We start from the raw sequence: 25877 nt of genomic DNA on the forward strand, positions 1-25877 counted from the left end.
TGCAACGGTGAGCACGCAGGCAGCGGAAAACACCGGTGACCAGAACTCCCGACCGCCCGAACCACGCGGGAGCGCCACCCGGTGGCGGCTGCACCGCGGCGGCATCGTCAACATCTGGCAGTACGGTGAGCAGACCTTCGACCTCGACGGTGGCCGGGCGATCTTCCAGGGCGCCAACGGTTCCGGCAAGTCACGCACGCTGGAACTGCTGCTGCCCCTGTGCCTGGATGGCGATCTGCACCACATCGGCTCCAAGGGGTTCGACACGGTCAGCATGCGGCGGCTGATGCTCGACGAGTACACCGGAGGCCCGAACCGCATCGGCTACGCCTGGATCGAACTGCGCAGGGTCTCCCCCGAGGGTGCAGCGGAGTTCCTCACCTGCGGAGTCGGAGTGAAAGCCGCCGGAACCTCGAGGCAGATCAGCGATTCGTGGCGGTTCATCACCGACGAGCGCGTCCCCGATCGCCACGTCGCCGGAGACCTGAAGCTCGTCGGCCCGGGAGACGTGCCACCAGGAGCAGCTCAGCTCCGGGAGATTCTCGGGGCGGACTGCGTGCTGGACGAGCAGGCGTTCCGTGCCAGGATCGCCGCCACGGTCTACGGGGTACCGACCGAGCGCTACGGTGATCTGCTGCACTTGCAGCGCACTCTGCGCAATCCCGACGTCGGCCTGAAGGTGCTGGGAGGCCGGCTCGAACAGATCCTGTCCGATGCGCTCCCGCCCCTGGATGCGGGACTGATCGAGCGGTTGGCCACCTCCTTCGACGACCTGGAGTCGGTTCGGGAGAACATCATCCGGCTGACCGGCGCGGACAGTGCTCTGGAGACGTTCCTGTCCACCTACTCCGACTACGCGCTGACCGCGTTGCGCAGCCGCGCGAATGCCATGCGCGCCGCCGGGGACAGGTTGCGCGCGCGCCACGAGGACATAGCCGTCCTGGAGCGCCGCAGAGCCGAGACGCAGCAGGACCGCGCGACGGCGGAACACACCGTCAGCGAGCTGGAAAAGCGCGCCGCGGAGCTGGAATCCGGCCTCGACGCGCTGCGTTCGCATCCCGCCTACACCGAGCTGCAGAACCTGCGCGACCGGCAGCGGCTGGTGGACAATATCCGCTCGGCGGCCGTGGATGCGCTGGAGACCGCGCGGACACACCGCGAGCAGGAGGAACGCTCGGTCGACTCGGTCGTCGGGTGGATGCGTCGCCTGCTCGACGATGTCGATCTGGCGGAGCAAACCGCCGGGCAGGCGGCACAGCACCTGACCGCGGCCGGACTCGACGGCTCCCTGGTGCCCCGGCCACCCGCCGTGCCCGCTGCGGAAGCCACCGCCCGGCAGGACCGGGTGCGCGCCGCACCGGAAGCCGACGCCGAACCGCTCACCATCGACCGCCGTGCTCCCCCGCGGCTGGACGTCGAGGACCTGACCGCCGCGTTCCACGATGCCGCAGCCCGAGCACATCAAGCGGCCACGGCCGCTCAGCAACGTGGCGCACAGACGCTGGCCCTGCACCAGCAGGCCGCGGAACTGGACACGCAGCGGACCGAGGTGGCCGAAACGCAGCGCCTGGCCAAGCAGGCCCGGGTCACCGCCACCGAGGCGATGGGCCGCCGCAACCAGGCTCGGCAGGAACTGTCCGAGATCGCCGGTGGCTGGCTCGAGCACGTCCGCGCGTGGGCATCCGGTTACCCACTGTCCGGTGTGGCCGATCCACTGCCCGAGCCGCCCACCCTGGAGCAGCTGCTCGACCAGCGTTCCGCCGCACGACAGGCCCGCGAGCGGGTCAGGGACTGGGCCCGGCCACAACTGCACCGGGCCCGACGGGTCGAAACCGAGATCGGGCAGGAACTGGCCGACCTGCGTTCCCGAGGTCACACGCTGGACGAGGACCTTGCCGAGCTGCGGGCGGGCGGGGAGCGCGCTCCCGCGCGACCCGGGTGGGCCACCGCCGAACGCTCCGCGGCCGAAGGGTCCGCGTTCCACCGGCTGGTCGACTTCACCACCGCACTGTCCGAGGAGGACCGTGCGGGCCTGGAGGCCGCCCTGGAGGCCAGTGGGCTGCTCAACGCCTGGGTCACCGCCGACGGAACCGTAACCACGCCCGGGGTGCGGGAGTTGTTCGCCGCACCCGGCGAGCAGCACGGCACCCGCAGCCTCACCGACCTGCTCGTTCCGGCGCCCGAGCCCGGCTGCCCGGTCTCGCGGGAGCGCATCGCCGCCCTGCTGGCCTCCGTCCCGGTCGACACTCCGGGTGGGCTGTCGGTCTCGCCTGCGGGGGAGTGGCAGGCGGGCGTCCTGTCCGGGGCCTGGCACAAGGACGCCGCCGAATACGTGGGGGCGGGCGCGCGCGAAGCGGGGCGCAAACGCCGAATCGCGGAGCTGGAGGCGGAGCTGTCCCGGCTGCGCGCCGAGATCGGCGAGGCCGAGCGGCGACACCGCGAGGCAGCCGACCACGCCACCGAACTGGAACGGTATGTGGATTCCTTCCCCGATGACGGTGACCTGCTGGGCGCACATGCCCGGCTGTCCACCGCCACGGAGATCGCCCAGGAGGCCGAGCGCGAGGCCACTCGGCTGCTGCGGGAGCACGAGCAGGCGGAACAGCGCTGGCAGGCGGCCTACGCCGAGCTCGTCCGAGCGACCGGGGAGATCGACCTGCCCGCCGAGACCGAGGCGCTGGCGGCAGCCCATCACGCCTCCTCCGAAGCGCGGAGTTCCCTCGAGCGGCTCCGGGAGGTGATCGAGCGCCGGTGTCTGGCCACGCTGGCCGACCTGCGCCAGGCGTCGCTGCATCACGACGCCGCCATCGCGGATCGGATGGCGGCCGAGTCCCAGGCCGAACAGCGGTGCACCGACCACGGGGAGCAGGCGAGCGCGCTGGCCGAGCTTCGTGCTGCCGTGGGCGGCGAAGGCCAGGAGGTCGCCGACAAGATCGGTTCCCTGGAGCGGGAACGCACCGATCTCGACACCCAACTGCCACAGAAGCGCGAAGAGGTCGTCGGACTGCGCATCGACGAGAGCACGCTCGACACCCGGCTGGAGGACAGCCGATCCCGGCTCGCCGAGTGCGAATCCGAGGCCGGGACCACGGCCGAGGACTTCCGGCAGGCACTGCGGATTCCGGGCCTGTGGGCGGCCACGAGGGTGCGCACCGCGGACCCGGACAACCCGCCCGCGGACCCGGACGAGGCTGCCGAGCTGGTGACGGCCGAGGAGCGACCGCCGGTGACCGAGACGGACGTGTACAACGAACTCCCGTCCTTGCAGCACGCGCTCAGCGGCACCGACGACATCACCGCGCAGGACCGGAACGGGCTGTTGACCGTCACGGTCACCGGAGAGGAGGGGGGCCAACCCGTCGCCGAGGCCGCGCGCCGCGTCCGGGAACGGCTTGCCGAGCAGCGCGGTTACCTCGACGAGCGCTACCAGTCGATCTTCGCCGACTACCTCATCCGCGATCTCGCCGAACGTCTGCGCAGCCAGATCGCGATCGCCGAGGACCTGTGCGAGCGGATGAACGCGGTGCTCGACGGCGCCCGGTCCAGTCAGGGAGTGCACGTACAACTCGAATGGCAGCCCGCGGCCGGACTGAGCGACGACCTGCGCCATGCCGTCGACCTCCTGCGCACTCCCTTCGCCAACCGCAGCGACGAGCAGGACGCGCTGCTGCGGCGCGTGTTCACCGACCTCATCGACTCCGAACGGGACAGTGCCTCGGGGGGTTACCACGAGATTCTCTCCCGTGCCCTGGACTACCGCTCCTGGTACACCTTCACCGTCCGGGTCCGCGACACCGGACCGGAGGGCAAGCCCCGGATGCGGCGGCTGCAGCAACTGTCCTCCGGCGAGTCCAGGTTGGTGTCCTATGTGACGCTGTTCGCGGCGGCCGCGGCGTTCTACGACGCGATCGACGTCTCCTCGGGTGCGCAGGGACCGCTGCGGTTGGTCCTGTTGGACGAGGCGTTCGAACGTCTCGATGACCCGACGGTCGCGCGGATGCTCGGGCTGCTGGTGGACCTGGACATGGACTGGGTGATCACCTGGCCGAGCGGCTGGGGAGTGTCCCCGAAGATCCCGAAGATGCACATTTACGACGTGCTGCGACCGAGCAGCGGGCACGGGATCGCCTGCACCCACACCACATGGGACGGTCGCGGCCTGGATCAGGGAGAACCGTGAGCGACGCCGAGAACATCCGGGCCGTCTGGGACACCGCCGAGCTGCGCGGGCTGTGGGCCAGAGCCCGGGAGATACTGGAGTCCCCCGAGCAGCCCGCGACGTTCCGCCTCGAACTCCCCGACGAGGACACCCGCAAGGCGGTGGGCGAGGTCTACGGGCGGCCGATGTGGGGCCAGGGCACCCGGATCAATGTGTCCAAATTGGACACACAACTGCGGGAGAACACGCGATTCGGCCTCGGCCTGGAACAGGTACTGGAGATCCTGCACGACCGCCCGATCGACAGGCGGGAGTCACCGACCGCCGCCCGCGCCGAGCGGCGGGACAGAGTGACCGACGTCCTGCACGCGGCCCTGGCCGAGCAGAACCTGGCCGAACAACCCTGGGCACGCCCCTGGATGCAATGGCTGCACCAGTACGGGCGCGTCGCCGAGAGCGAACTCGACAGTGTCGCGCGGCAAGCGGCGGCGGTACTCGCCCGCCTCGTTCTCGACCCGGGTCACTCGCCGCGGACCTGGATCTCCCGCGCGGAGCTGGCCGCCCGCTGCGGCGGTGGGGCCCACCGGCTCGACAGCGGCATGACGCTGAGCCGCGTCGTGCTGCGGGCGGCGGCCCTCGCCCACGGCGTGGAGGCTCCTGCCAACGAACGCGATCGCCGGAGGCTGTGGGAGCTGTGCGGGGTCACGCTCGATGCCGTCTCGGCCACGGCGCTGTGCTGGGCACTGCCGCTGGTCGGCTCGGACGAGTGGTCACGGGGTGTTCGTGGGCGCACGGAGCTCGGCTTGCCCGCACAGCTCACCCATCTCGACCTCGGCGTCGCACCGGAACACCTCGTCGAGGCGGGTACCACGGTCGCCGTCTGTGAGAACCCGCGCGTGCTGGAAGCTGCCGTGCGGGACGGGATCCGGCATCCGCTGGTGTGCGTGTCCGGCCATCCGAGCACCATCGTGACCGAACTGCTCCACCGGCTCGGTGCCGACGGCGCTGCCCTGCGCTATCACGGCGACTTCGACTGGGCGGGCCTGACGATCGCCCGCTCGCTGTGGAACCATCACGGTGCCGGGCCCTGGCGGATGGCGGCGGCCGACTATCGGGCGGCCCTCAACCAGGCCTCCGCCGAGCGGATCGACCTGCCGGTGCTGACCGGCGAACCGGCCGAGGCGCCGTGGGATCCGGAACTGCCCGAGCTCATGTCCACCGCCGGGCGTGCCATCGAGGAAGAGGTCGTGCTCGACGATCTCCTCACCGATCTGCGCACCGGCCTGGGCTGAATCGCCGTCTCAACGGCGGCTGGGCTCGATGACGCGGATGCCGTGGAGCTTGCGAACGAAATCCGAGCCGAAGGCGGTCGAGGGGGTGTGCGCACCGGCGGGAGCCGCACCCGCCTGCAGCTCGGCCACGGCGTGCAGCACGGAATCGGCGGTGAAGTCGTAGGTGTTCGGGCCGGTCAGCGCGGCGGAGACCTGCCCGCCCGCCGCGTCGCCTGCCTCGGCGAACACCTCGACGCCGCTGCCTGCTCGACGGCGTTCGTCCGGTCCCCGCACCAGCTTCTCGATCGCGGCCTTGCCCAGGCGCTGGGCGAGCGCACCGCCGAAGAGCTTCGGGCCCAATCCGGCCGTTGTCGGACCGATGCGGTCGAGTCCGGGAAGGTGGGCGAAGGTCGTGATGGTGCCGATACCCGTGCTGCGGTGAGCCGTACTCACATCTCCCCAGGGCAGCGAGACGGCCCGTCGCCGCGCGGAGGGGAACGGGACGTCTCGCCTGCGCCATCCGACCGGCACCGTCCGCAGCTCCCCGTCGATGCGGGCCCGGCCACCGAGGGCCATTCCTTCCCAGGCGCTCTTCATCGTCCCGGCGCTGATGCCTCCCCTGGCGTGGAAGGCCAGGTCCAGCCAGGTGGCCGTCGGCAGTTCGGCGGCCACCAGGGCCGCCAGGCAGTCGGTGGGCACGACATCGAATCCGGCGCCGGGCAACAGCGTCACGCCCGCGTTCCGGGCCTGCTCGTGCCGCGCGAGGACCGCCTCGAACACGTCGATCTCACCGGTGATGTCCAGGTAGTGGGTGCCGGATCGCAGACAGCCGTCGACCATCGGCGCCGAGGTGGCCGAGAACGGCCCGGCGCAATGGGCGACGGCGTCGATGCCGTCCAGGGCGGCATCCACGGCAGCCGGATCGTGCAGGTCGAAGGTTCGATATTCGAGACCGAGCGGAACCGCCACGTCGGCGACCTTGCGCACGTCGCGGCCTGCGAGCACCGGCCGCTGTCCCCGCTTGGCCGCCGACGTGGCGACCAGGCGGCCGGTGTATCCGTTCGCGCCGTAGACCATCCAGCTCACAATGTGTCCCTTCCGCCGTGGGTCGGCTCTCCACGATCCCTTGCCGGTTTACAACGCGCAGTGCTCCACCGAGTTACTACGCATCGGGATGGCGGGCGGGTGACCTGGCAGAGGGTGCTTCAGGTTGGCCTCGATGAGGTCGGACGTTTTGCCGAGAACCGACACGCCCTGCGCACTCCGCCGTGTGCGCTCAGCCCTTCAGGAAGGCCGTGAAACGCTCCCAGGCTCCGGGAGAGAACACCAGAGTGGCGCTGTCGCGGTCCTTGGTGTCACGCACGCCCACGGCGGCGGTGGTGCGGCCGACCTCGACGCAGTTGCCGCCGGAGTTGGACCGCGACGACTTTCGCCACGCCGCATGGGAAAGATCCACGGCCGCCCTCCTACGCCACCGTCTGCCGGTGTGTCTCGGCCTGCCCGGGATCTTTCCTGATCGAGTCCACGCTCCACACGCCATGCGGGTACGACCGGTGGAGATACCACTGCTGCTTCAGCCATTCCCGGCGCTCGATTCAGAGCAGGGTGGGCAGGGAGGTGCCGATCATCCAGGCGCCGAACAGCACGAACAGCGCCGCCGCGCCATAGCGGATCACGCGTTCGGGCAAGTGCCTGCCGAGCAGCAGCCCGACAGCGATCGCCAGGGCATCGGCGAGGACCATGCCCACAGTGGAGCCGATCCAGGTTCCGACCCACTCGTGCCGGGTGGCCAGGGTGACGGTGGCCAGCATCGTCTTGTCCCCCAGCTCCGCGAGAAAGAAAGCGGCCGAAACCGCCAGCACGGCCGACCCCGCCCCGCGCGCGGCCTTCGCCTTCTCCTCCTCCGTCAGGGAATCACCGCGCAACGTCCATGCGGCAAATCCCAGAAATGCGAGTCCGGCGAGCAGGCCGATCCATTCGATGGGCACGAGGTGACCGACGCCGAGACCCAATCCGACCGAGGCGGCGTGCACCACGGTGGTGGCCACGGTGATTCCGAGCAGCACCTGCCACGTGCGATACCGGGTGGCGAAGGTCATCGCCATCAATTGCGACTTGTCGCCGAGTTCCGCGACGAAGATCGCCGCCGAACTCACTGCGAAGCTGGTCAACACGCTTGCCGGCCGCCTCTCGATCGGTGCCGGCAACGAAGACACGAGACACTTCGGCCCGGCACGGTGTGCAGGAACCGAAGGTCTCGCCCACCTCGTGGAGAGGCTTCGCGACCGGGTGCCGATCGGCGCCAGTGTGTCGACCGCGAGATTACGGGCTACTCCCCTTCTTGGGCACCGACAATACCCGTTTTTCCGAATGAATCAACACCCATCACGGTGGCACATATCACCGAAAACAAAATACGCAGTGTCCAAATAACTGTTTCGGCGCGGCGCAACATATTGATTCGTCGAGGCGCGCACGATTTCTCGTATTTCGGCAAAACATATTCGATCCTCGTCACCACGTGGCGACGAAGCCGCAGGCAGCCGCAAGATCGCCGGGCTCGCCACGTCGCAGGCAGCGGTCGGCAGAAGTACTGCCGCATCGAGCGGGTACACCGACCATGGGGTGTGTGTCGTCCGTCAGCCCGGCGGGCACAGCCTCGTGGAGGAAGGAGGCACGCCATGTCCCTGCAGGCCGTGCGGGATTCCGCCTACACCCTCGCGGGTGACCTCGCCGTCGAGGTGATCGAAACCTCCTCGCTGGGCGATCGCAGTTACCTCGCCACCGACGGCGAGGTCGCCGTGGTCGTCGATCCCCAACGCGATGTGGACCGCATCCTGACCCTGGCAGGCCGGCTCGACGTGCGGATCACACTGGTGCTGGAAACCCACGTGCACAACGACTATGTCTCCGGGGGTCTCGAACTGGCCCGGTTGACGGGCGCGGACTACGGGCTCGCCGCCGCGGACGAGGTTCCCTTCACGCGCACGCCGCTGTCCGACGGCGAGGTCGTCGAGCTGTCCGACCGGATGCAGGTGCGGGCGCTGGCCACGCCCGGGCACACCTTCCATCACCTGTCCTACGCGCTCGAAGGTGTCGACGGGGCGGTGGGAGTGTTCACCGGCGGTTCCCTGCTGTACGGCACGACCGGGCGCACGGACTTGGCCGGGCAGCAGCACAGCGAGAAGCTCGCACGCCATCAGCACGCCTCGGCACACAAGCTGGGGGCGCTTCTGCCGGACGGCGCGCAGGTCTGGCCGACGCACGGATTCGGCAGTTTCTGCTCGGCGGCCGCGGTATCGGAGGGTTCCGGCACGATCGGGCAGCAGCACCGGAGCAATCCGGCTCTGACACTGGCCGAGAGCGAGTTCGTCGAGCAGACGCTGTCCGGTCTCGACGTCTATCCCGCGTACTACGCCCACATGGGCGTGCTCAACACCACGGGGCCGGAGCCACTGGATCTGCGCTCCCCCGCCCGGGCGACTCCCGAGGAGCTGGCCCAGCGCCTCGAACGAGGTGAATGGGTCGTGGACCTGCGCTCCCGCAAGGCCTACGTCACCTCCCACCTGGCCTCCACGGTGAGCCTGGGCTTGGACGGCCCCATGGTCACCTGGCTGGGATGGATGATCGACTGGGGAGCACCGATCGTCCTGCTCGGCGACTCCCCGGAACAGGTCGAGCGGGCCCAGCGCGAGCTGGCGCGCATCGGCATCGACACGTTCTCCGGCACCGCTGTCGGCAGGCCCCGGGAGCTGGCCACCGAGGCCGGGCAGCTCCGCAGCATAGCCTCGGCAAGCTTTGCCGACCTCGCCCGGCACCTGTCCTCGGGATCTCCGCCCTCGTCGCAAGCCCCGACTTCGGAACACGAGCATTATCCCGCACCGGACGTGGTGCTGGATGTGCGCACCAACAACGAATGGAACTCCGCCCACATCGACGGCGCCGTCCACATTCCGCTCTACGCGCTCAGGGATCGCCTGCACGAGATCCCTCCCGGAGCGGTGTGGGTGCACTGCGGCAGCGGTTACCGCTCCGCCACGGCGGCCTCGATCCTGGAAGGAAAAGGCCGCACGGTCGTGCTGCTCGACGATGCCTTCGGCAGTGCCGAACAGTCCGGAGTTCCCCTGGTCGGCCGGGCCTGACACGCACTGCCCCGGATCGGCCGGGTTGCCCGGGCGGTCCGCCGTCGTTCGGCCTGCTGCCGTTCAGCGCAGCTCCTCGGCAGGCTCGGTCACCGGTCGCCGCGACCAGTACATCGCGGCCAGGGATCCGGACATGTTGTGCCACACCGAGAACAGTGCCGCAGGCAGCGCCGCCAACGGCGTGAAATGTGTCGTCGCGAGGCCGGCCGCGAGCCCCGAGTTCTGCATGCCGACCTCCACGCTGACGGCGCGGCGGGCTGCCCTGTCGAGCCCGACGGCCCGCGCCGCGCCGTAGCCCAACGCCAGCCCGATCGCGTTGTGGACCACCACGGCCAGCGCCAGCAGCACTCCCGAGGCCAGCAGCGTGTCGACGTTGGTGCCCACCACGGCCGCGACGGCGACCACGATCCCGGTCACCGACACCAGCGGCAGCACGGGCAGCAGTCGCTCCACCCACCGGCTCGCGAACACGCGCACCAGCAATCCCGCTACCACCGGGATGAGCACGATCTGCACGATCGACAGGAACAGCCCCACCGCGTCGACCGGGAGCGCGGAACCGGCCAGCCAGAGCACCAGCACCGGGGTCAGCACGGGGGCGAGCAAGGTCGAGACCGAGGTCATCGCCACCGACAGCGCCACATCACCACGAGCGAGGTAGACCACCACGTTGGATGCCGTACCGCCGGGACTGGCTCCGACCAGAACCATGCCCACCAACAGCGCGGGCCCGAGCCCGAACGCGGTGCCCACCGCCCATCCGATCAGCGGCATCACCAGGAACTGCGCCACCACGCCGACGACAACGGCCTGCGGCCGCCGCACGACGATCGCGAAGTCGCCGAGCCGCAGGGTCAGTCCCATCCCGAACATGATCACGCCGAGGATCACGGGGATGGCCGGTTCGAGCGCGGCCGCCGGGCCGGACACCAACAGTCCGACGAGGCCGCCGAGCAGTACCAGAGCAGCGAACCAACGTCCCGCCAGATCAGCCAGGGAAGTCAGCAGAACCATCGGCCGCACCCCGAACCCTGCGAACCGACCCCGCTCACGCGCGGGCCGATGATCCGGTTGCTGTTGTTTCTCGCCGAGCACACGACCGAAGAGCCTATGATCACGCCCGCCGCAGGAGCGGAGCGGGGCAGGGCGACGGGCACCGTACTCGCGATACCCACCACCGCGGACTGCCCTCCGGCGGTCACGCACACCACCGCACCACCGACCGAATCCACTACGTTCGTCCGGTTTGCCCAGCCGAAAAGCAGGCAACTCCCCGGTCATGCGACCGTTTCGAGCCCTGGACCGCATCTCGGAGTGGTCGTGGCTGGACAACCCCGCGAAGACGGTGCGCGGTGCTGTCTCCACGATGCTTCCGGGTAGGCGACTTCGTGACCTGCTGCACGGCGTGTGGCTGGGGCATCCGCTGCATCCGATGGCGGTGCAGGCCCCCATCGGGGCGTTCCTCTGCGCCGGGCTGGTGGATGCGCTTCCCGACGCCGGTCCGGGGGAACGGCGAGTCGCCGATTCGCTGACCACGGTGGGCGTGCTGGCCAGCCTGCCCGCCTCGCTGGCCGGTGCGGCCGATTTCGTCCAGACCCAGCCGGACCAGCAACGCACCGGGCTGGTCCATGCCACCGCCAACAGCGCGGCACTGACCAGCTACCTGCTGTCGTTGCGCTGGCGTGCCACCGGGCGGCGGACAGCAGCCGTGACAGCCGGGTGGACCGGCCTCGCCCTCATCGCAGCCGGTGGAGTGCTCGGGGGGCACCTGTCGTACCACCAGGCCAATGGGGCCAACCAGGCCGAGGATGTCCGGCACATCGGGCCGCAGGAATGGACCGAGGTCGGCAACGTTCACGAGCTGCCCGACGGGGTTCCCACCCGGCGGATGGTGGGTGAGGTCCCCGTCGTCATCCTGCGGAACGGCGAGCACACACACGTACTCGCCGACCGGTGCAGCCACGCTTCGGGGCCGCTGCACCAGGGCACCCTCTCGTGGCCCTTCGGCCGAGGAGGTGCACCGTGCCTGGAATGCCCGTGGCACGGCAGCGTTTTCCGGGTTTCGGACGGAAGCGTGGTGCACGGGCCCGCGACAGCGACCCAGCCCGGCTTCCACACTCGCGTCGTCGGCGACCGCCTCCACATCCGGCTGCGCTGAAGGAGCGGGCTGAGGCCCACGGTGCTCTCCCGGACCTCGGCCGGAGGGGAAGGACGATGCGCTGGCGCAGAACGAAACCACGGCACGGTGCTGCGGTTGCCGGGCAACCGTGGACCTCGGAGGACATCGCGACACTGGAACGGACGGTCGACCGCGCACCCTCGGTGCACAACACCCGCCCCTGGTCGCTGACCGTGCAGGACCGGGCGGCCACGCTGCACGAACGCACGAACGCGGAGTTGGAGCAGCACGATCCCGAGGGGCGGGACCGGCGCCTCTCCTGCGGCGCAGCCCTGACCAATCTCATCCTCGCAGTGCGCAACCTCGGATGGGCGACGGAGACTCGACGGGAGCACAGCCCGGACCCGCCCGATGAGATCGCCGCTGTGCTCGGTTCCCATCGGGAACCCCCGAACGCGACGGAAGGACAACGCTACCGGGCGATCATCCGGCGCACCAGCTATCGCCGAGTCTTCGAACCCCGGGCGGTGTCCTACCTCTCTCGGGAGGCACTGCTCGCGGCAGCCACCTCACCCACCGTGTTCCCCCGGTGGGTGACGATGGGCGAGGCTCCGAGCGTGGCCGAATTACTGGCCTACGCCGCCCGAGTCCGCCGCAAGGACCGCAGCTACCAGCGTGAGCTGGCCATGTGGACAGTGGGTGCTCCGGGTGAGGTAGCCCCCGGGGAGGGGGTACCTGCCGATGCGTTCGGCACCGAAGGCGTACCCGCGGTCGGCCTGACCACCTCGGCGACACGAGTGCCGGACGAGCAGCGGCTCGCGGCGTGGATCGAAACCGAGTCCCTCATGGTGCTGAGCACAGCATCCGAGGACTACTACGACCACGTCAGCGCGGGCATGGCGATGCAGCTGGCGTGGCTGGCCGCGACGAGTTTGGGGCTGGTCGCCTCGGTGATGACGCAGCCACTGCACCTGACGGAGGTCAGGTCCGGCTTACGCGAGCGGCTCGGCCTGCCGGGAGAACCGCAGTTGCTGATGCGCTTCGGCTACCCCGCCGCCGTGCCGGGGCCACGCCGCCCATAGCGAGGGCGTTGGCGACCTGCGTGGAGGTCGCTCCCACCGATCGGCTCGCCTTTCGAATGGCGTAGCGGCGCACACCGTGCATCATTCCCCCATGGACGTTGCACAGGTACTCGGGGTGGACGCATGCAAGGCAGGCTGGGTCGGTCTCGCTCTCGGCGGGACCGCCCCGACCGCGTACTTCGCCGAAACGGTCGGTGATGTGGTGAGTCAGGCCGGTGCGGCACACGCCCTCGCCGTCGTCGCCATCGACATTCCCATCGGACTCCCGGAGCACAAACGGCGGCAGGCCGACGAACTGGCCAGAAAAGCAGTCGGCGGACTGTCCTCCTCCGTCTACATCACGCCGGTACGCAAAGCACTCGAGAAAGACGACCGCGATGCCGCCGAGGAGGTCAATCGCGGCATCACCGGTGAGGGGGTCTCGGTGCAAGCGTTCGGCCTCCGGGACAGGTTGTACGAGGTCGAGCAGTGGCTCGACCAAACGCAGCACCATGTCGTCGAAGTCCATCCGGAGGTGTCGTTCGCTCTGCTGGCGGGAACTCCGCTCAACGCCCGCAAGGGCACATGGACAGGAGCACGGCACCGCCACGAACTGCTCACCGAAGCCGGCGTCTCGCTGCCGAGCGACCTCGGCACCGCGGGGACCAAAGCCGCGGTCGACGACATTCTCGATGCAGCCGCAGCGGCCTGGACAGCACAGCGCGTCGCCCGAGGCACCGCACAGTCGTTGCCCGACCCGCCGGAGCAATTCACCGACGGCCGCTCCGCCGCGATCCGGGCCTGATCGAAAACCCGATCGAGTTCCTCCCAGCACAGTCGGTCTTCCGGTGAGCGGAATAGGGGCTGTCGCCCGGGAATGCATAAACGCACAGTAGTGGCTATCACCCTGTTGAGGGGGTCACAGGACGTAAGTCACACAAGCGCTGCGCATGTCGGGCGAAGGAGCACCTATGCAAACCCAAGTCGGGATCGTCGGGGCAGGCCCTGCCGGTCTGATGCTCGCTCACCTGCTGCATCTGAGGGGCATCGAATCAGTGGTTCTCGACACCCGGACCCGCGAGGAGATCGAAGGCACCATCCGTGCCGGCATCCTCGAACAGAACACGGTCGACCTCATGGCCGACTCCGGTATCGGAGACCGTGTCAAGCAAGTGGGTTCCGTGCACCACGGCATCGAGTTGCGCTTCGACGGCCGAGGACACCGCATCGACTTCGAGGAGCTCACGGGCCGCGCTGTCACGGTCTACCCGCAGCACGAGGTGCTGAAGGACCTGATCGAGCAGCGGCTGTCCGACGGCGGGGAGATCCGGTTCGGGGTGTCGGATGTTCGTGTCGAGGACATCACCGGTGACACACCGACGATCCGGTTCACCGACAACGACGGCACCGAGGAGGTCCTGCACTGCGCTCTCGTCGGCGGATGCGATGGCTCCCGGACCCAGACCCGCCCCCTCATCCCCAGCCCGGACGTGCGCCAGGACCACTTCCGCCAGTATCCCTTCGCCTGGTTCGGCATCCTCGTCGAGGCACCACCGTCGTCCGAGGAACTCATCTACGCCCACCACGAGAACGGCTTCGCCCTGATCAGCACCCGTTCCCCCGAGGTGCAACGGCTCTACCTGCAGGTCGATCCGGAGGACAGCGTCGACAACTGGTCCGACGACCGGATCTGGAACGAGTTGCACACCCGAGTGGCCGGGGATGACGTCGAGCTCAAGGAAGGCCCGATCTTCCAGAAGTCGATCCTGCCGTTCCGCAGTTTCGTGTGTGAGCCGATGCAGCACGGCCGGTTGTTCCTCGCAGGCGACGCCGCCCACACCGTGCCGCCCACCGGGGCCAAGGGGATGAACCTCGCCATCGCCGACGTCTACATCCTGGCCCGAGCCATGGGAGAGTTCTTCGAGTCGGGAGAAACCACCGCGCTCGACTCCTACACCGCCACCGCGCTCCCACGCGTGTGGCGTGCCCAGCACTTCTCCTGGTGGATGACCTCCATGCTGCACCGCATGCCGCAGTCCAGTGGCTTCGACCTCAAGCGCCAGACCGCGGAACTGGACACCGTGACCCGCTCCCGGGCAGGTCGCACCCTCCTCGCCGAGAACTACGTCGGCACCCCCCTCTACTGAGGACGCCGCTGCTTCCGGCGGGGCGACCGTCTCCAGCGGGACGGAGATCGGCGCGGGCTCATTCGGCGATTCTTCTCGTGGCCGGAGAGCCCGGGGAGGTGGGGGCGGCAGCCTCGCGCCGGGCCGAGGCGGGCAGCGCGAGAGCCCGCGGTGACCCCAGCGCACGGGAAATCCCCCGTGCAGCGGCTCGCACCGCCGGAATCAGCGTCCTCGGGTCGGACCCCTGAGAAGGCACGACGACGGAGAGCGCGGCAATGACCGTGTCCGTCTCGTCGTGGACGGGCGCGGCCACGGACAGGTTCGTCAGCTCGATCTGGCCGTCGCTGATGGCGAAACCGTTCCTGCGCACCTCGGCAAGCGCACGACGCAACTGCTGCGATGTGGAGATCGTCTTGTGCGTGAACCGCTTGAGCGGAGCCTCCAGCACCGCTTCCTGCACCGCCTGGTCGGCATGCGCAAGAAGCACCAGACCGACACCGGTGGTGTGCAGGGGGAGCCTGCCTCCCACCCGGGAGACCACCTGGACCGCCTCCCGGCCCGAAAGACGTTCGACGAAAACCACATCGAGTCCGTCGAGCACACCCAGTTGCACGTTCTGGTGGGTGGCTTCGTAGAGGTCCCCGAGGAACGGCATGGCCACTTCGCGCAGGAGAATCCCTCGTGGCGCGAGCGCGGCGAGTTCGTACATCCGCAAGCCGATCCGGTACTTCCCCTCGGAGTCTCGCTCCAAAGCACCCCAGCCTGCGAGTTCGCCGACGAGCCGGTGCGTGGTGGTCAGCGCCAGACCGCTGTGGCGACTGATCGCGGACAACGTCAGAGCCGGACGCTCCGGGGAAAAAGCATCGAGGATGCGGAACAACCGGGTCGCCACGGTGGGCGCTTCCTTGCCGCTCGCGGCCGAATCACCGCCCCCACCTCCGGCCATCACGGGCTCCGTTCATATCGGTGCAGTTCAACCCATCGATTCGATACCATACCGTCCAGTATGGTGTGTTTCACGGTACGGCGTGTTTCGCAACATGGTGTGTTTCGCAGCACGAATTGCGATTTTCGGTGTGCACTGCACAGCGAGGAGCAGGCGGGTGGACCGATGCAGCGGTACGAGTGGCGGGACCGGATCGAATCGATGGATCCCGAACACGACTTCCACGAGATATACCGGATCGTGGTCGCCCACGAATTTCCGTGGGACATGAACCAGTCGTTGAGCTTCGCGCTGTATCGCACGTACGCGGTGCCCGGGATCGGTGCACTGCTGGCCAGGACCGGCGAGTTCACCGAGCGCACCCGGAAACGCTATGACGACACCGGGCTGATCCTCGACGCGGTGCTCGAACACGGCTTCACCAGTGACACCGGCCGCTCCGCGATCCGTCGGATGAATCGGATGCATCGTGCGTACTCGATCTCCAACGACGAGATGCGGTACGTGCTGTGCACGTTCGTGGTCACTCCGATCCGTTGGATGGACGCCTACGGGTGGCGGCCGTTCACCGAAACCGAGCGCATCGCAAGCGCGAACTACTATCGCGAGCTCGGCCGCCACATGAACATCCGCGACATCCCGGAGACCCACCGGGAATTCGCCGAGCTGATGGATGCTTACGAGGCCGAGCACTTCGGCTACGATCCCGGCGCGCGCGCCGTGGCCGACTCCACCCTGGCGCTGATGACGACGTTGCCACCCCAGCATCATGCGCCCGCCTGGCTGATGCGCCGCTTCGCCATGGCACTGATGGACGATGCACTGCTCCGCGCGTTCGACTATCCACGACCCTCGCCGCTCATGCGCATGCTCTCCCGGGGTGCGCTGTGGCTTCGCGGGCGATTCGTGCGGTTTCTGCCGCCGCGCACCCAACCGCTGTACGCCCGCCAATTGCCCACGATCCGCAGCTATCCGGACGGCTACGACATCGACCGGATCGGCACCTTTCCCGCAGGCTGCCCTCTTCCCGAGCACGGCCCCCAACCCACCCGGGACGCCCGTACCGTTGGCGAGACCCCCGGCTCGCCACCGTGATTCTCGTGCTCCCTTCCCGGCCGAATCCGGGCAGCACCGCTGTCGAGGAACCACAAGAGCACGCGGTGACCTCGACAGCGGCAGCGTTTCCGGAGGCTACTCGGACCGCTCCTGCTCCTGCTCCTGCTCCTGCTCCTCGCGTTCGCGGAGTCGGGCGCGGCGCTGCTGCTCCCGTCTGCTGTAGGTCGCCTCGAGCACGGAGCCTTCGGTTTCCAGGCTGGATCCCAGTGCACCGGCGACGGTGCCCATCGAACTGGACAGCCACACCAGGGAGATGTAGTCGACTATGCCGACCGGATGCCCGAGGCGGATCCGTAAATAGCCCGCAGCGATCACGGCGATGGCCGCCAGCAACGTGACCGCGAACAACAGGATGTACATGCCGGCCACACCCAGAAAGAGGGTGAGCACGGTCGCGGCGTTGTACAGCACGGCCTTGCCCCGCTCGGCTTCACTCCGCGAACGTTCCCACAGACTGTTGTAGGCGATGAGCCACAGGACCATGATCATGATCGCGAAGAGGCTGATCACGAACAAGCGCGCCGAACTGAGCGCGTCGGCCATCCGCCAGATACTGGAGTAGAAAACGCCGAACGCCGCCGTGGCCGTAGCCGCGGCGAAGGCTCTGGACAAGCTGGGGATGAGACGCCACGGCCGGTTGTCGCGCACCATCCCGAACAGCAACCGCATCCGGCCCCGCCCACCGGTCAAAGCCAGGTACACATCGATGTCCTGATCACTGGGAGCGGGCACCTGCCGCACCGGGGAAACCCACTCGGTCGACCGGCGCCGGACATGATGATGAATCTCGTGCTGCTTGTCGTGACCGGTCCCCAGGTTCAGCGTCCCCCGGGCCAGAATGCCGAGGAGGTGCACGATCGTGTCCCGCACGTGGTGCTGCGCACGCATCCACCCGATGGCGGGCAGCGAAGCCAACGCCACCCCCTGAGCACTGCTGATGTCGGCGATGATCGGGCGGTTGCCGTTGATCCGGGGGAGGTCGGTCAGGCAGACCATGAGATCCCACCCTTCGTCGGGCATCTTCCTGCGCGCGATGCCCAGGATCGGCACTCGGTCATGAGCGTCGAGACCCAGATCCTCACAGAGGACGGACAATTTCCAATCGACCTGGTTGTTGACTTGCCGGGACAGTATCTCGGGGAGTTCTTCGGACACGCGCTGCGCGATCTCCAAGGGAAGACCGGGATCGGCCACCAGCCCCACCGTCACGGTGCGCTCACCTGCGGATTCGGCACTATCGTCGGACATCGCGGTGGCCCTCTCCCTCACGCATCGAAAAAAGCGACTGCCCGCCGGGCGGGCGCGACACAAGCCGATACCGGTGGGCACACCCGTGCCCGGTAGTGCGATACCGCCACAAGCAGCAGGTCTCGACACTCCGGCGAGCCCGACCACCGGCCTGCTCCGCGGTGTACCCACAATGCCGTAGCCATCACGCCCAGCAGCGCAGGCAATGCCGGTCGATGGCCACAACGCGGCGCCGGGCGGTGTCCGCCCTGCGCTGTCCTCCTACGATCAGCAGCGACCACGTGCACCGGCACAACCACAGCAATCACGGAAGGCAGCAGATGAACCACCCGACCGAGGATTACCGAACCGGCGAACCCCGACACGAGGGTTCGGCCCACCCCGGCTCCTCGGGGGCGGTGGTGTGCGACGACGGGTTCGCCAGGCCGCCGTGGGCGGCGGTCGATCCGCTGCTCCGGGACTACTACGACACCGAGTGGGGCATGCCCGTCCGCGGAGAGCAGGCACTGTACGAACGCATCAGCCTCGAAGGTTTCCAAGCCGGCCTGTCGTGGGCAACGATCCTGCGCAAACGTCCCGCCTTCCGCGAGGCCTTCGATGGCTTCGATCCCGATACGGTGGCGGCCTACGCCGAAGCCGATGTGGAACGGCTCCTGGCCAACCCCGCGATCGTGCGCAACCGCTCGAAGATCCGGGCGACGATCAACAACGCGCAAGCCACGATCGCGCTGCGCCGGGAGGGCGGACTGGATGCCTTCCTCTGGTCCTTCCAACCCGAGACCACCCCCGCGCCACGCACGGTCGCGGAAGTCCCCACGACCTCACCCGAATCCATCGCCCTGTCGAAGGCACTGCGCAAGAAGGGCTTCTCCTTCGTCGGCCCCACTACGATGTTCGCCCTCATGGAAGCGGTCGGCATGATCGACACCCACCTCGTCGACAGCCATCGTCGCGGTTCCTCCGGGATCTGGACCACGTCGTCGAGCAGGACCACGTCGTAGCAGTTCCGCGATCTCCATCGCGACCTCCCGATCCGAACTCGGCCCACAATCCGTTGCCCATCCTCCGCCGCCTACCACCTCCTGTTGAGCAGTGGGCACCATGCGCTCGAAAAATGCTGCGCCGACCGCGTAACCGGCGGGAACCTCCTCCGGGGAGACCATCTCCGGCAGCGCCATCTCCGGGCGGGCCGACGACGAGCGAGCCGGGACCGCTTACGCCAACCCCCGCACCCAAGCCACCACCCGAAACGTCGGAGCCGACCGGTGACTGCGCTCCCGGCTACGACCCGTGTGTGCCGCCACCGCCATCCGACCTGGACTGTGCCGATCTCGACGGGCCGATCAGCGTCTCCGGGGACGATCCGTACCGGCTCGATGGCGACGGCGTCGGATGCGAGTAGAGGCTTCGCACAGGCGCGCAAATATCCGTGCCTCGGTACCAAGAGGGCGCAGCGGAGCTTCCGGACATCCCGGGGCGATTCGGGTCCAAGGCACCGAAATCCCGGGCGTCGAGAAGGTCCGCGTCCTGTGCGGAGATATCGGCGGGAATCGCTTGCATAACAAGTCGGTAAGGTGGCGGTTCCTCCGCCTGGAGGCTGGCTAACGTTACTGGGCAGTCCTCTGTTCAGGCGTTCAGGAAAGCGCTGTGCGAAGAAACCCGACGGGTAGGGCCATGTCGGCGAATGAGGCGGCTGCCGCACTGACACAGGCTCGAACCGGGGAACACGGGGCAGCACCGGTCGCGGCGACGATGATCGAGCAGTTCTCACACGGGAAGTTGATGTAGATGAGCTCCAGGGGCGGCAAGTCCACGACATCGGGTTCGAATCCTGTGCCGGGAAAGCCGAGATCGATCGGTGCAGCACTCAGTGGGTGGGTATGGTTCGGAGGCTCCCTCGCACTGACGCTGGTCACGGCCGGACTGTTGGCGTGGGTGCCGTTCGTGCATGCCGCCATCAGGATGCGCAGTGCCGCGCTGGGGCGCCGCGCCGCGATCTACGCAGGCCTGGCCGTGCTGGTGGTGATTCTCGTCGCGGTCACTCCGAGCACTGCGCAGGGAGATCCCATCGGCACCACAAGCGGGCTGCTGAGCACGCTGATGGCTCTGATGGCGGTCGCGATGATGATTACCGCCGTAGTGCAGCAATGGTCGCTGCGCCGGACCCTGTTCCCTGCGGGCAGTGCTCGTACCCGCACCAGGGCGGACGCCGAAGCCGCATCCAATCCTGCGGTCGCCGGGATCCTGGCCGCCCGCGCTCGCCGTGACCAGGCCCGCGAGCTGGCCGCCGAGGATCCGCTGATGGCCCGTGAACTGCGCATCGGCCGCCCGGACCTGGCCCGCACCTACGACGACGGAGGCCTGGTCGACCTCAACAGCGCACCGGCGGCCGTGATCGCCCACATCTGCGAACTCGATCCCGCCGACGCCGACGCGATCGTGACTGCCCGCGAGCACCACGGCAGCGGACTCTCCAACATCGACGAACTCCTGGTACTCGCCGAAATGCCCATGCATACTTGGGAAGTGATCCGCGACCGCGCGGTCCTCATCGCCACCTGAACCGAACCGAGACTCAAGGTTCACCGACCACGCATTCGTCCGTGTCAACCGTTCAGCCTTCGCAGCCGATACCATCGCCATTGCTGTCGAACCGATGTGGGTCTCCCGGACGGACCCGGAAGTTGTTCGCCGAGACTTGCGAGCAATCCTTGTCCGGCGGAGGCGGTGGGAAGAGGTAGGCTCCCGCGCCGCTGTCCGTCTTCGATCGTGGCTCGGGTTGCGGCTCCGGTTCGGCCTCCGACTCGGAGGTGCTTTCCGGCTGTCCGCGAGGGGCGCAGACACCCCAGAGGTTCTCGCCGGCGCTTCGGGCATCCACTTCGGCTGCGCTGATCCTGTCCCAGTACTTGTCGTTGGGCTGGTAGAGCTCGGCTTCGGCGAAGCCGCCTCGAACCATCTCCAGATTGACGAAAGTCCCCTCGGCGTTCCACAGGTACAGCAGGTACCGGTCGTACTGGTCTTTCAGTTCCTCGTCACGCTGCACCCATACCGTGCTGCCCACAGGAATGAGTTCGGTGAGATGAGCGGCGGCTTCCCGGCCGTAGCACTGCACCGGCTCGGAAGGGTCCCGAGTCTCCGGAGTATCGATCTCCAACAGCCGCACCTCGACCGGGGACGTACCGGCCAGTGCGGTGCCTGCCGCGAGCGCGGCCAACTCCACGGTGTCACCATCCACGATCCGCCGGACCATGGCCTGCTGTGCTTCCTCCGGCACACCTTCCGGTACCGGGGTCTCCGGCGTCATGGAGGGCGGCCGGGAGGCGGTCGTCGACGGTGATCCGGTGTTGCTCGGGGCCGACTGCGCCTGATCAGCAGGTGGGGAAGGCGGCACGGGCGGGGCCACCGCCCCGGCCACGATGAGCACCGCGATTCCCATTCCCAGCCGCGCCAGGAACCCCTTGATGACGCCTCTGCGTCGGCGCCGGATGCGGCGTACTGCAAAAACCACAGCCCAGACCATCACCGCAAAAGCGACGAGCCCGAGCAGCGCGCTCAGCGCTTCCATGGCTTCGGTGATCCCACCTCGATGAGAAACTTCGGGATACGCGGATCCTTCGGGACTTGCATGCCGAAGTGGTGCTCCCACGATGACCACAACGGGAAAGGCCACCGAGACCGGCACGGGATCCAACACGACGACCACAGGAATTTGTGTCACAGCTCCGGCGTGGACGCATCCACAAAATTGGTGAAGCGTTCGGAGCTCGTACCGATGGCTCTGTTGGGCACGGGTCGGCCTGCGGATTCCTCTCAGCAAGTCGACGCCTGTCCTCCAGCAGGCTCGGACCGTTCGGCTCGCCCCACGGACGTGGCCACTCGGGTTCGGGTCCGGGCTCGGGTAGGTCAATTTCTCGCGAAATAGACCAACCTCCCGGCACTCGTTCACGGGCCGGTACGGCCGCGTCGCAGAGCTGCCGGGCATTGAGTGCACTCGCACCCGCGTGGCGCGTGCTGACCGGTGACAGAGCACCGATCCAGGCAGGACCCGCGCCTGATCGTGGGACGGCTGCACTCCTGGACGAACAACTTCGGCAAACACCGCCGAATCACCGACCGCGACGGCGCCATTGTCGATTTCTACCTCTACCTCGCCGCCGCCCTGATCACCGTGCGTCGTCTCATCCAACGCGCCCGCACCCACTACCGCCGGCCGACCTGACCCACCACCCGACGCCGCAAATAACTCCTACTGCCGGAGCACCACTGTGGAAACCACTCGGCAGCCGGCGGAGTGCTACTTCGGAGATCGACCGACATCATGGCCATCCCCTTCACGGTCTTGTCCGGGCTCTACGCTGGCAGCATGGCCGACTACCTGCTCATCATCGGTGATCGGGAGGCGCTCGGATGGGTGCTCACCGAACAACGGATGGCCTTTCCCGACTTCAAGCGTGCCGAGATACGCGCTCTCACGGCGGGTGACCGGCTCTTCGTCTACACCACGCGGGGATGTTTCGGTAATCCCACCCGGGACCGGGGACGGGTGATCGCCTGCGGTGAGGTGCGCTCGGCGGTGGCCGAGCTGGAGGAGCCCGTGGAACTCGGTGGTCGCCGCTTCCCGGCGGGATGCGACCTGCACATCGCCGAAGCCACGGCGTGGTCGGACGGCGTCGAGCTGGCACCCCTCGTGCCCGAGCTCGGCCTTTTCGAGGGCGCGGAAGAGCACTGGAGTATCCGGCTGCGCCGACCCCTGGCCAAACTCACCCCACACGACGCCGAGCTGCTCGACCGGCACCTCGCCGGACACCGGCGCTACCCGCTGGACCAGGTCCTGGCCGACTACGCCCGATGGTGGCAACCATCGAAGGCACCATAGCGTGCCGCCGTCCGCTCGAGCAGCCGCACCTGGTAGTCGACCTCTTCCGCAGCCCGCACACCCTGTACCCGGCGAGCTGCGGCGATCAGTTCAAAAGCCGGCATCGAGGTCGACGGCCAAGCATCCGTGTCGAAGGCACCGAAGAGTCCCGGCTCGGGGTTGGCCAGGACCGCCGTCTCCACGGGCACGATGCCCCGGGGGGATTCCTCGACCGTTGACCAATTCCAGTGGCCACGGGCGCTGATCGAAGAGCACGTCCACACCCTCCGCTTGGCGAGCGGCGCGGAGTCGGTGCACTGCGACCACGGCCCATATCCGACCTCATGGGATAGACATCCAACGACCGATTTCAGCGCGTCATGAGTGCAGGGACTCGGAGGGCGACATGCCGTACTTGCTCCGGTACGCTGCGGCAAACCTCCCGGTGTGCGTGAATCCCCATCGCGCCGCGACCTCGGCGACGGTTGTCGAATCGTTGGCCTTCGTCAGGTCTTCGTGAGCGTGCGCGAGACGGATGTTCCTGAGGCAGACCACCGGGGTCATGCCGACATACTGCTGGAACCCTTCCTGGAGACGCCGCACGCTCACCTCGGCGACTTCGGCCATGTCAGCGACCGTCCACGGTCGAGCCGGGTCGTCGTGCATCTGATCGAGCACCCGATTGACGATGCGTGGACGAGCGGGCGGCGTGGTTTCGAGGTCCGGAGTGACCGCGAGGATGAACCCGGTTGTGATGGTGCTGGAGACCTGCTTCTTCATCAGATCGCTGCTCAGTAGGTCCCGCATGTGCGGCAGGTCGTTGGAGAGCATCCGCACGAAGTGCATCCAGCTTCTGGTTGCCGCTATCCGGGGATCGATATGAGAAGGCACTTCGACCTTGCGGTGCACCGGGGAGGCCAGCACTCGTTCCATCTCTCGCTCGAGGCCGAAGCGATCAAACTTCACCCCGACGACCGTGCAATCCTGAGACCAGCGGGTAATAGGGGTTGCGATGTTCGGCGAGAAGATCGTGCCTTCCCCCTCACCGGAGACGACTTTCTCTCCTTTGTGCGCTGACTCGAGGAGTCCCGCCATCGGCATGTTCACCTCGTAGGCGTCCGGGTAGTCACAGTCGATGGCGACCTCGGCGCCCCAGCCGATCCGACCGACCGTCACGGAACCCAGATCGGCAGTACGCATCGAAAGATCGAGGTGGTCCGCAGGCGAAAGCAGTTTCAGCTCGTGCGGGAAGTAGGCACCCGAGACCGCCCGGGCAGCCTCGTTCCAGTCGTGCGTGTCCATCGCGCTGATGACCTCGGGGGACGTGCTCACTACCTCGCCTCCTCTCACCCCAAGCTTCCGCGCTCCGTTTCCATCGCCTCAGCAGCATTCAACCGCGTGACACCCGTCACCAAAAGATGTCCTGAGAGCCAGACCATAGTTCACCGCGCTTTTTGTACCTTGCCCGCGCTCGCCGGATCGACGGCCGATGAGGCCACGTGGTCTTCTTCCAGCTACCGCATAGCGGTTACCACTGCTGATCAGCTCGATGGTGCCTCTGCCAGGCACGGTCGTGCCACGCACTACCAAGGGAGCAGGTCCATGACCATGACGAGCCCGGACTGGATCGCCGACATCACGATGGAGGAGCTCGAGCAGAACCCGTATCCGTTCTACGAGCGCCTGCGCAAAGAAGCGCCGCTGGCCTACGTCCCGGCACTCGGTTGTTACGTGGCTTCGACCAAGGAGATGTGCAAGCGCATCGCCGGCGCTGACGACGGGGACTTCGAAGGCATCATCGCCCCGGCGGGCAGGCGCACCTTCGGGGATCCGGCGGTGCTCGACGCCAACGGCGAGCAGCACGACGAGCTGCGCGCCATGGTCGATCCCGGCCTGCAGCCCAGCCAGGTCGACCGTTACGTCGACGGCCTGGCACGACCCATCGCGCGTCGCTACCTCGAGCAGTTCGAGAACGACGGCCACGCTGATCTGGTCGCCCAGTTCTGCGAACCAGTCAGTGTCCGCAGCCTCGGCGATCTGATGGGGCTGCAGTCGGTGAGCTCGGACAAGCTGCGGGAGTGGTTCCGCAAGCTCAACGTGTCGTTCACCAACGCGGGAGTGGACGCCGACGGCAACTTCGCCAATCCGGACGGGTTCATCCCCGGTGACGAGGCCAAGGCCGAGATCCGCGAGATCCTCGACCCGCTGCTGGACAAGTGGACGGTCGAACCCGACGACAGTGCGCTGTCCCACTGGTTGCACGACGGCATGCCCGAAGGGCAGGTGCGCGACCGGGAGACCATCTACCCGAACGTGTTCGTGTATCTGCTCGGCGCGATGCAGGAACCGGGCCACGCGATGGCCTCCACCATCGCCGGGCTGCTCACCCGTCCGGATCAATTGGAGCGGGTGATCGACGACCCCTCGCTGATCCGTCGGGCGATCACCGAAGCCGTGCGCTGGACCTCGCCCATCTGGTCGGCCACCGCACGGCGCAGCACCAAGGACCTGACCATCGACGGCGTCGAGCTGCCGGCCGGCTCGGTGGTGATGATGTCCTACGGCTCGGCCAATCACGACGAGAGCGACTACGACGATCCGTCCCGGTACGACCTGGACCGCACGCCGATCCCGAACCTGGCCTTCGGTGCGGGCAAGCATGCCTGCGCGGGCACCTACTTCGCCACCGAGGTCGTCCGGATCGGCCTGGAAGAGCTGTTCGAGGCCATCCCCAACCTCGAGTCCAATACCGACTCCGAGACGGACTACTGGGGATGGGGCTTTCGTAGCCCGCTGGAAGTGCCCGTCGAGTGGGAAGTGTGACGGTCGACGGC

At 67.9% G+C, this 25877-nt stretch carries 21 protein-coding genes and 1 pseudogene; 13 read left to right on the forward strand and 9 right to left on the reverse strand.

The window, feature by feature from the left end; translation table 11 throughout:
• Window positions 1-7: 7 nt before the first annotated feature.
• Both JOF55_RS05005 and JOF55_RS05010 read left to right on the forward strand, forming a co-directional pair.
• Window positions 8-4180, forward strand: coding sequence for a TIGR02680 family protein (locus tag JOF55_RS05005; protein WP_310270283.1), 4173 nt, complete (start codon window positions 8-10; stop codon window positions 4178-4180).
• Window positions 4177-5451: a TIGR02679 family protein gene (locus JOF55_RS05010; RefSeq protein ID WP_310270285.1), complete on the forward strand. Its 1275-nt coding sequence runs from the start codon at window positions 4177-4179 to the stop codon at window positions 5449-5451. Before JOF55_RS05005 ends, JOF55_RS05010 begins: the two co-directional genes overlap by 4 nt.
• A 9-nt stretch (window positions 5452-5460) precedes the next feature.
• Here JOF55_RS05010 and JOF55_RS05015 read toward each other — a convergent pair whose 3' ends face one another.
• From JOF55_RS05015 to JOF55_RS05025, 3 genes are all read right to left on the reverse strand, one after another.
• Window positions 5461-6507: a saccharopine dehydrogenase family protein gene (locus tag JOF55_RS05015; protein ID WP_310278287.1), complete on the reverse strand. Its 1047-nt coding sequence runs from the start codon at window positions 6505-6507 to the stop codon at window positions 5461-5463.
• A 199-nt stretch (window positions 6508-6706) separates the two neighbouring features.
• The gene (locus tag JOF55_RS05020) at window positions 6707-6886 is read right to left on the reverse strand and encodes a DUF397 domain-containing protein (protein WP_310270288.1); all 180 of its coding nucleotides are present in this window, start codon (window positions 6884-6886) and stop codon (window positions 6707-6709) included.
• Window positions 6887-7025: 139 nt separating this feature from the next.
• Window positions 7026-7604 (reverse strand): TMEM165/GDT1 family protein, encoded by a 579-nt coding sequence (locus tag JOF55_RS05025; RefSeq protein WP_310270292.1) that lies wholly within the window; start codon window positions 7602-7604, stop codon window positions 7026-7028.
• Window positions 7605-8111: 507 nt separating this feature from the next.
• Here JOF55_RS05025 and JOF55_RS05030 point away from each other — a divergent pair.
• A complete protein-coding gene (locus JOF55_RS05030; RefSeq protein WP_310270294.1) occupies window positions 8112-9572 on the forward strand; it encodes an MBL fold metallo-hydrolase in 1461 nt (486 codons plus the stop codon).
• Between the two features lie 63 nt (window positions 9573-9635).
• Here JOF55_RS05030 and JOF55_RS05035 read toward each other — a convergent pair whose 3' ends face one another.
• Window positions 9636-10586, reverse strand: coding sequence for a bile acid:sodium symporter family protein (locus JOF55_RS05035; RefSeq protein ID WP_310270297.1), 951 nt, complete (start codon window positions 10584-10586; stop codon window positions 9636-9638).
• Between the two features lie 232 nt (window positions 10587-10818).
• Between JOF55_RS05035 and JOF55_RS05040 the strand changes: the two genes are divergently transcribed.
• From JOF55_RS05040 to JOF55_RS05055, 4 genes are all read left to right on the forward strand, one after another.
• Window positions 10819-11730, forward strand: a complete 912-nt coding sequence (locus tag JOF55_RS05040) for a Rieske (2Fe-2S) protein (protein WP_310270299.1) — start codon at window positions 10819-10821, stop codon at window positions 11728-11730.
• Between the two features lie 56 nt (window positions 11731-11786).
• On the forward strand, window positions 11787-12773 hold the full coding sequence (locus tag JOF55_RS05045; RefSeq protein ID WP_310270300.1) for an Acg family FMN-binding oxidoreductase: 987 nt from the start codon (window positions 11787-11789) through the stop codon (window positions 12771-12773).
• A gap of 91 nt (window positions 12774-12864) precedes the next feature.
• Window positions 12865-13557, forward strand: a complete 693-nt coding sequence (locus JOF55_RS05050) for a DUF429 domain-containing protein (protein WP_310270302.1) — start codon at window positions 12865-12867, stop codon at window positions 13555-13557.
• Between the two features lie 166 nt (window positions 13558-13723).
• Window positions 13724-14899 (forward strand): 4-hydroxybenzoate 3-monooxygenase, encoded by a 1176-nt coding sequence (locus JOF55_RS05055; RefSeq protein ID WP_310270304.1) that lies wholly within the window; start codon window positions 13724-13726, stop codon window positions 14897-14899.
• 58 nt (window positions 14900-14957) lie between these two features.
• Here JOF55_RS05055 and JOF55_RS05060 read toward each other — a convergent pair whose 3' ends face one another.
• Window positions 14958-15824 carry an IclR family transcriptional regulator gene (locus JOF55_RS05060; protein WP_310270307.1) on the reverse strand — a complete coding sequence of 289 codons (867 nt, stop codon included), beginning with the start codon at window positions 15822-15824 and terminating at the stop codon, window positions 14958-14960.
• 165 nt (window positions 15825-15989) lie between these two features.
• Here JOF55_RS05060 and JOF55_RS05065 point away from each other — a divergent pair, with 165 nt between their 5' ends.
• Window positions 15990-16919 carry an oxygenase MpaB family protein gene (locus tag JOF55_RS05065; RefSeq protein ID WP_310270310.1) on the forward strand — a complete coding sequence of 310 codons (930 nt, stop codon included), beginning with the start codon at window positions 15990-15992 and terminating at the stop codon, window positions 16917-16919.
• A gap of 96 nt (window positions 16920-17015) precedes the next feature.
• Here JOF55_RS05065 and JOF55_RS05070 read toward each other — a convergent pair whose 3' ends face one another.
• Window positions 17016-18188, reverse strand: a complete 1173-nt coding sequence (locus tag JOF55_RS05070; protein ID WP_310270313.1) for a DUF2267 domain-containing protein — start codon at window positions 18186-18188, stop codon at window positions 17016-17018.
• A 320-nt stretch (window positions 18189-18508) separates the two neighbouring features.
• On the opposite strand from JOF55_RS05070, the gene JOF55_RS05075 reads away from it, so the two are divergent.
• Together JOF55_RS05075 and JOF55_RS05080 are read left to right on the forward strand one after the other, a co-directional pair.
• The gene (locus tag JOF55_RS05075; RefSeq protein WP_310270316.1) at window positions 18509-19189 is read left to right on the forward strand and encodes a DNA-3-methyladenine glycosylase I; all 681 of its coding nucleotides are present in this window, start codon (window positions 18509-18511) and stop codon (window positions 19187-19189) included.
• 787 nt (window positions 19190-19976) lie between these two features.
• Window positions 19977-20750 carry a helix-hairpin-helix domain-containing protein gene (locus JOF55_RS05080; RefSeq protein ID WP_310270318.1) on the forward strand — a complete coding sequence of 258 codons (774 nt, stop codon included), beginning with the start codon at window positions 19977-19979 and terminating at the stop codon, window positions 20748-20750.
• Between the two features lie 52 nt (window positions 20751-20802).
• Here JOF55_RS05080 and JOF55_RS05085 read toward each other — a convergent pair whose 3' ends face one another.
• Window positions 20803-21753 (reverse strand): thermonuclease family protein, encoded by a 951-nt coding sequence (locus JOF55_RS05085; RefSeq protein ID WP_310270321.1) that lies wholly within the window; start codon window positions 21751-21753, stop codon window positions 20803-20805.
• Between the two features lie 452 nt (window positions 21754-22205).
• On the opposite strand from JOF55_RS05085, the pseudogene JOF55_RS05090 reads away from it, so the two are divergent.
• Window positions 22206-22407 (forward strand): annotated as a pseudogene (locus JOF55_RS05090) (IS5/IS1182 family transposase); the annotation flags it as partial.
• 144 nt (window positions 22408-22551) lie between these two features.
• Window positions 22552-23064 carry a hypothetical protein gene (locus tag JOF55_RS05095; RefSeq protein ID WP_310270323.1) on the forward strand — a complete coding sequence of 171 codons (513 nt, stop codon included), beginning with the start codon at window positions 22552-22554 and terminating at the stop codon, window positions 23062-23064.
• On the opposite strand, the gene JOF55_RS05100 is transcribed toward JOF55_RS05095, so the two are convergent.
• Window positions 23028-23246 carry a hypothetical protein gene (locus tag JOF55_RS05100; RefSeq protein WP_310270326.1) on the reverse strand — a complete coding sequence of 73 codons (219 nt, stop codon included), beginning with the start codon at window positions 23244-23246 and terminating at the stop codon, window positions 23028-23030. The two genes, JOF55_RS05095 and JOF55_RS05100, sit on opposite strands and share 37 nt — an antisense overlap.
• A gap of 175 nt (window positions 23247-23421) precedes the next feature.
• Window positions 23422-24345, reverse strand: coding sequence for an AraC family transcriptional regulator (locus tag JOF55_RS05105; RefSeq protein WP_374727395.1), 924 nt, complete (start codon window positions 24343-24345; stop codon window positions 23422-23424).
• Window positions 24346-24651: 306 nt separating this feature from the next.
• On the opposite strand from JOF55_RS05105, the gene JOF55_RS05110 reads away from it, so the two are divergent.
• Entirely contained in the window at window positions 24652-25866 is a 1215-nt protein-coding gene (locus JOF55_RS05110; protein WP_374727396.1) for a cytochrome P450, read from the forward strand.
• Window positions 25867-25877 lie beyond the last annotated feature (11 nt).

The organism is Haloactinomyces albus, assembly GCF_031458135.1.
GTDB classification, from domain to species: domain Bacteria; phylum Actinomycetota; class Actinomycetes; order Mycobacteriales; family Pseudonocardiaceae; genus Haloactinomyces; species Haloactinomyces albus.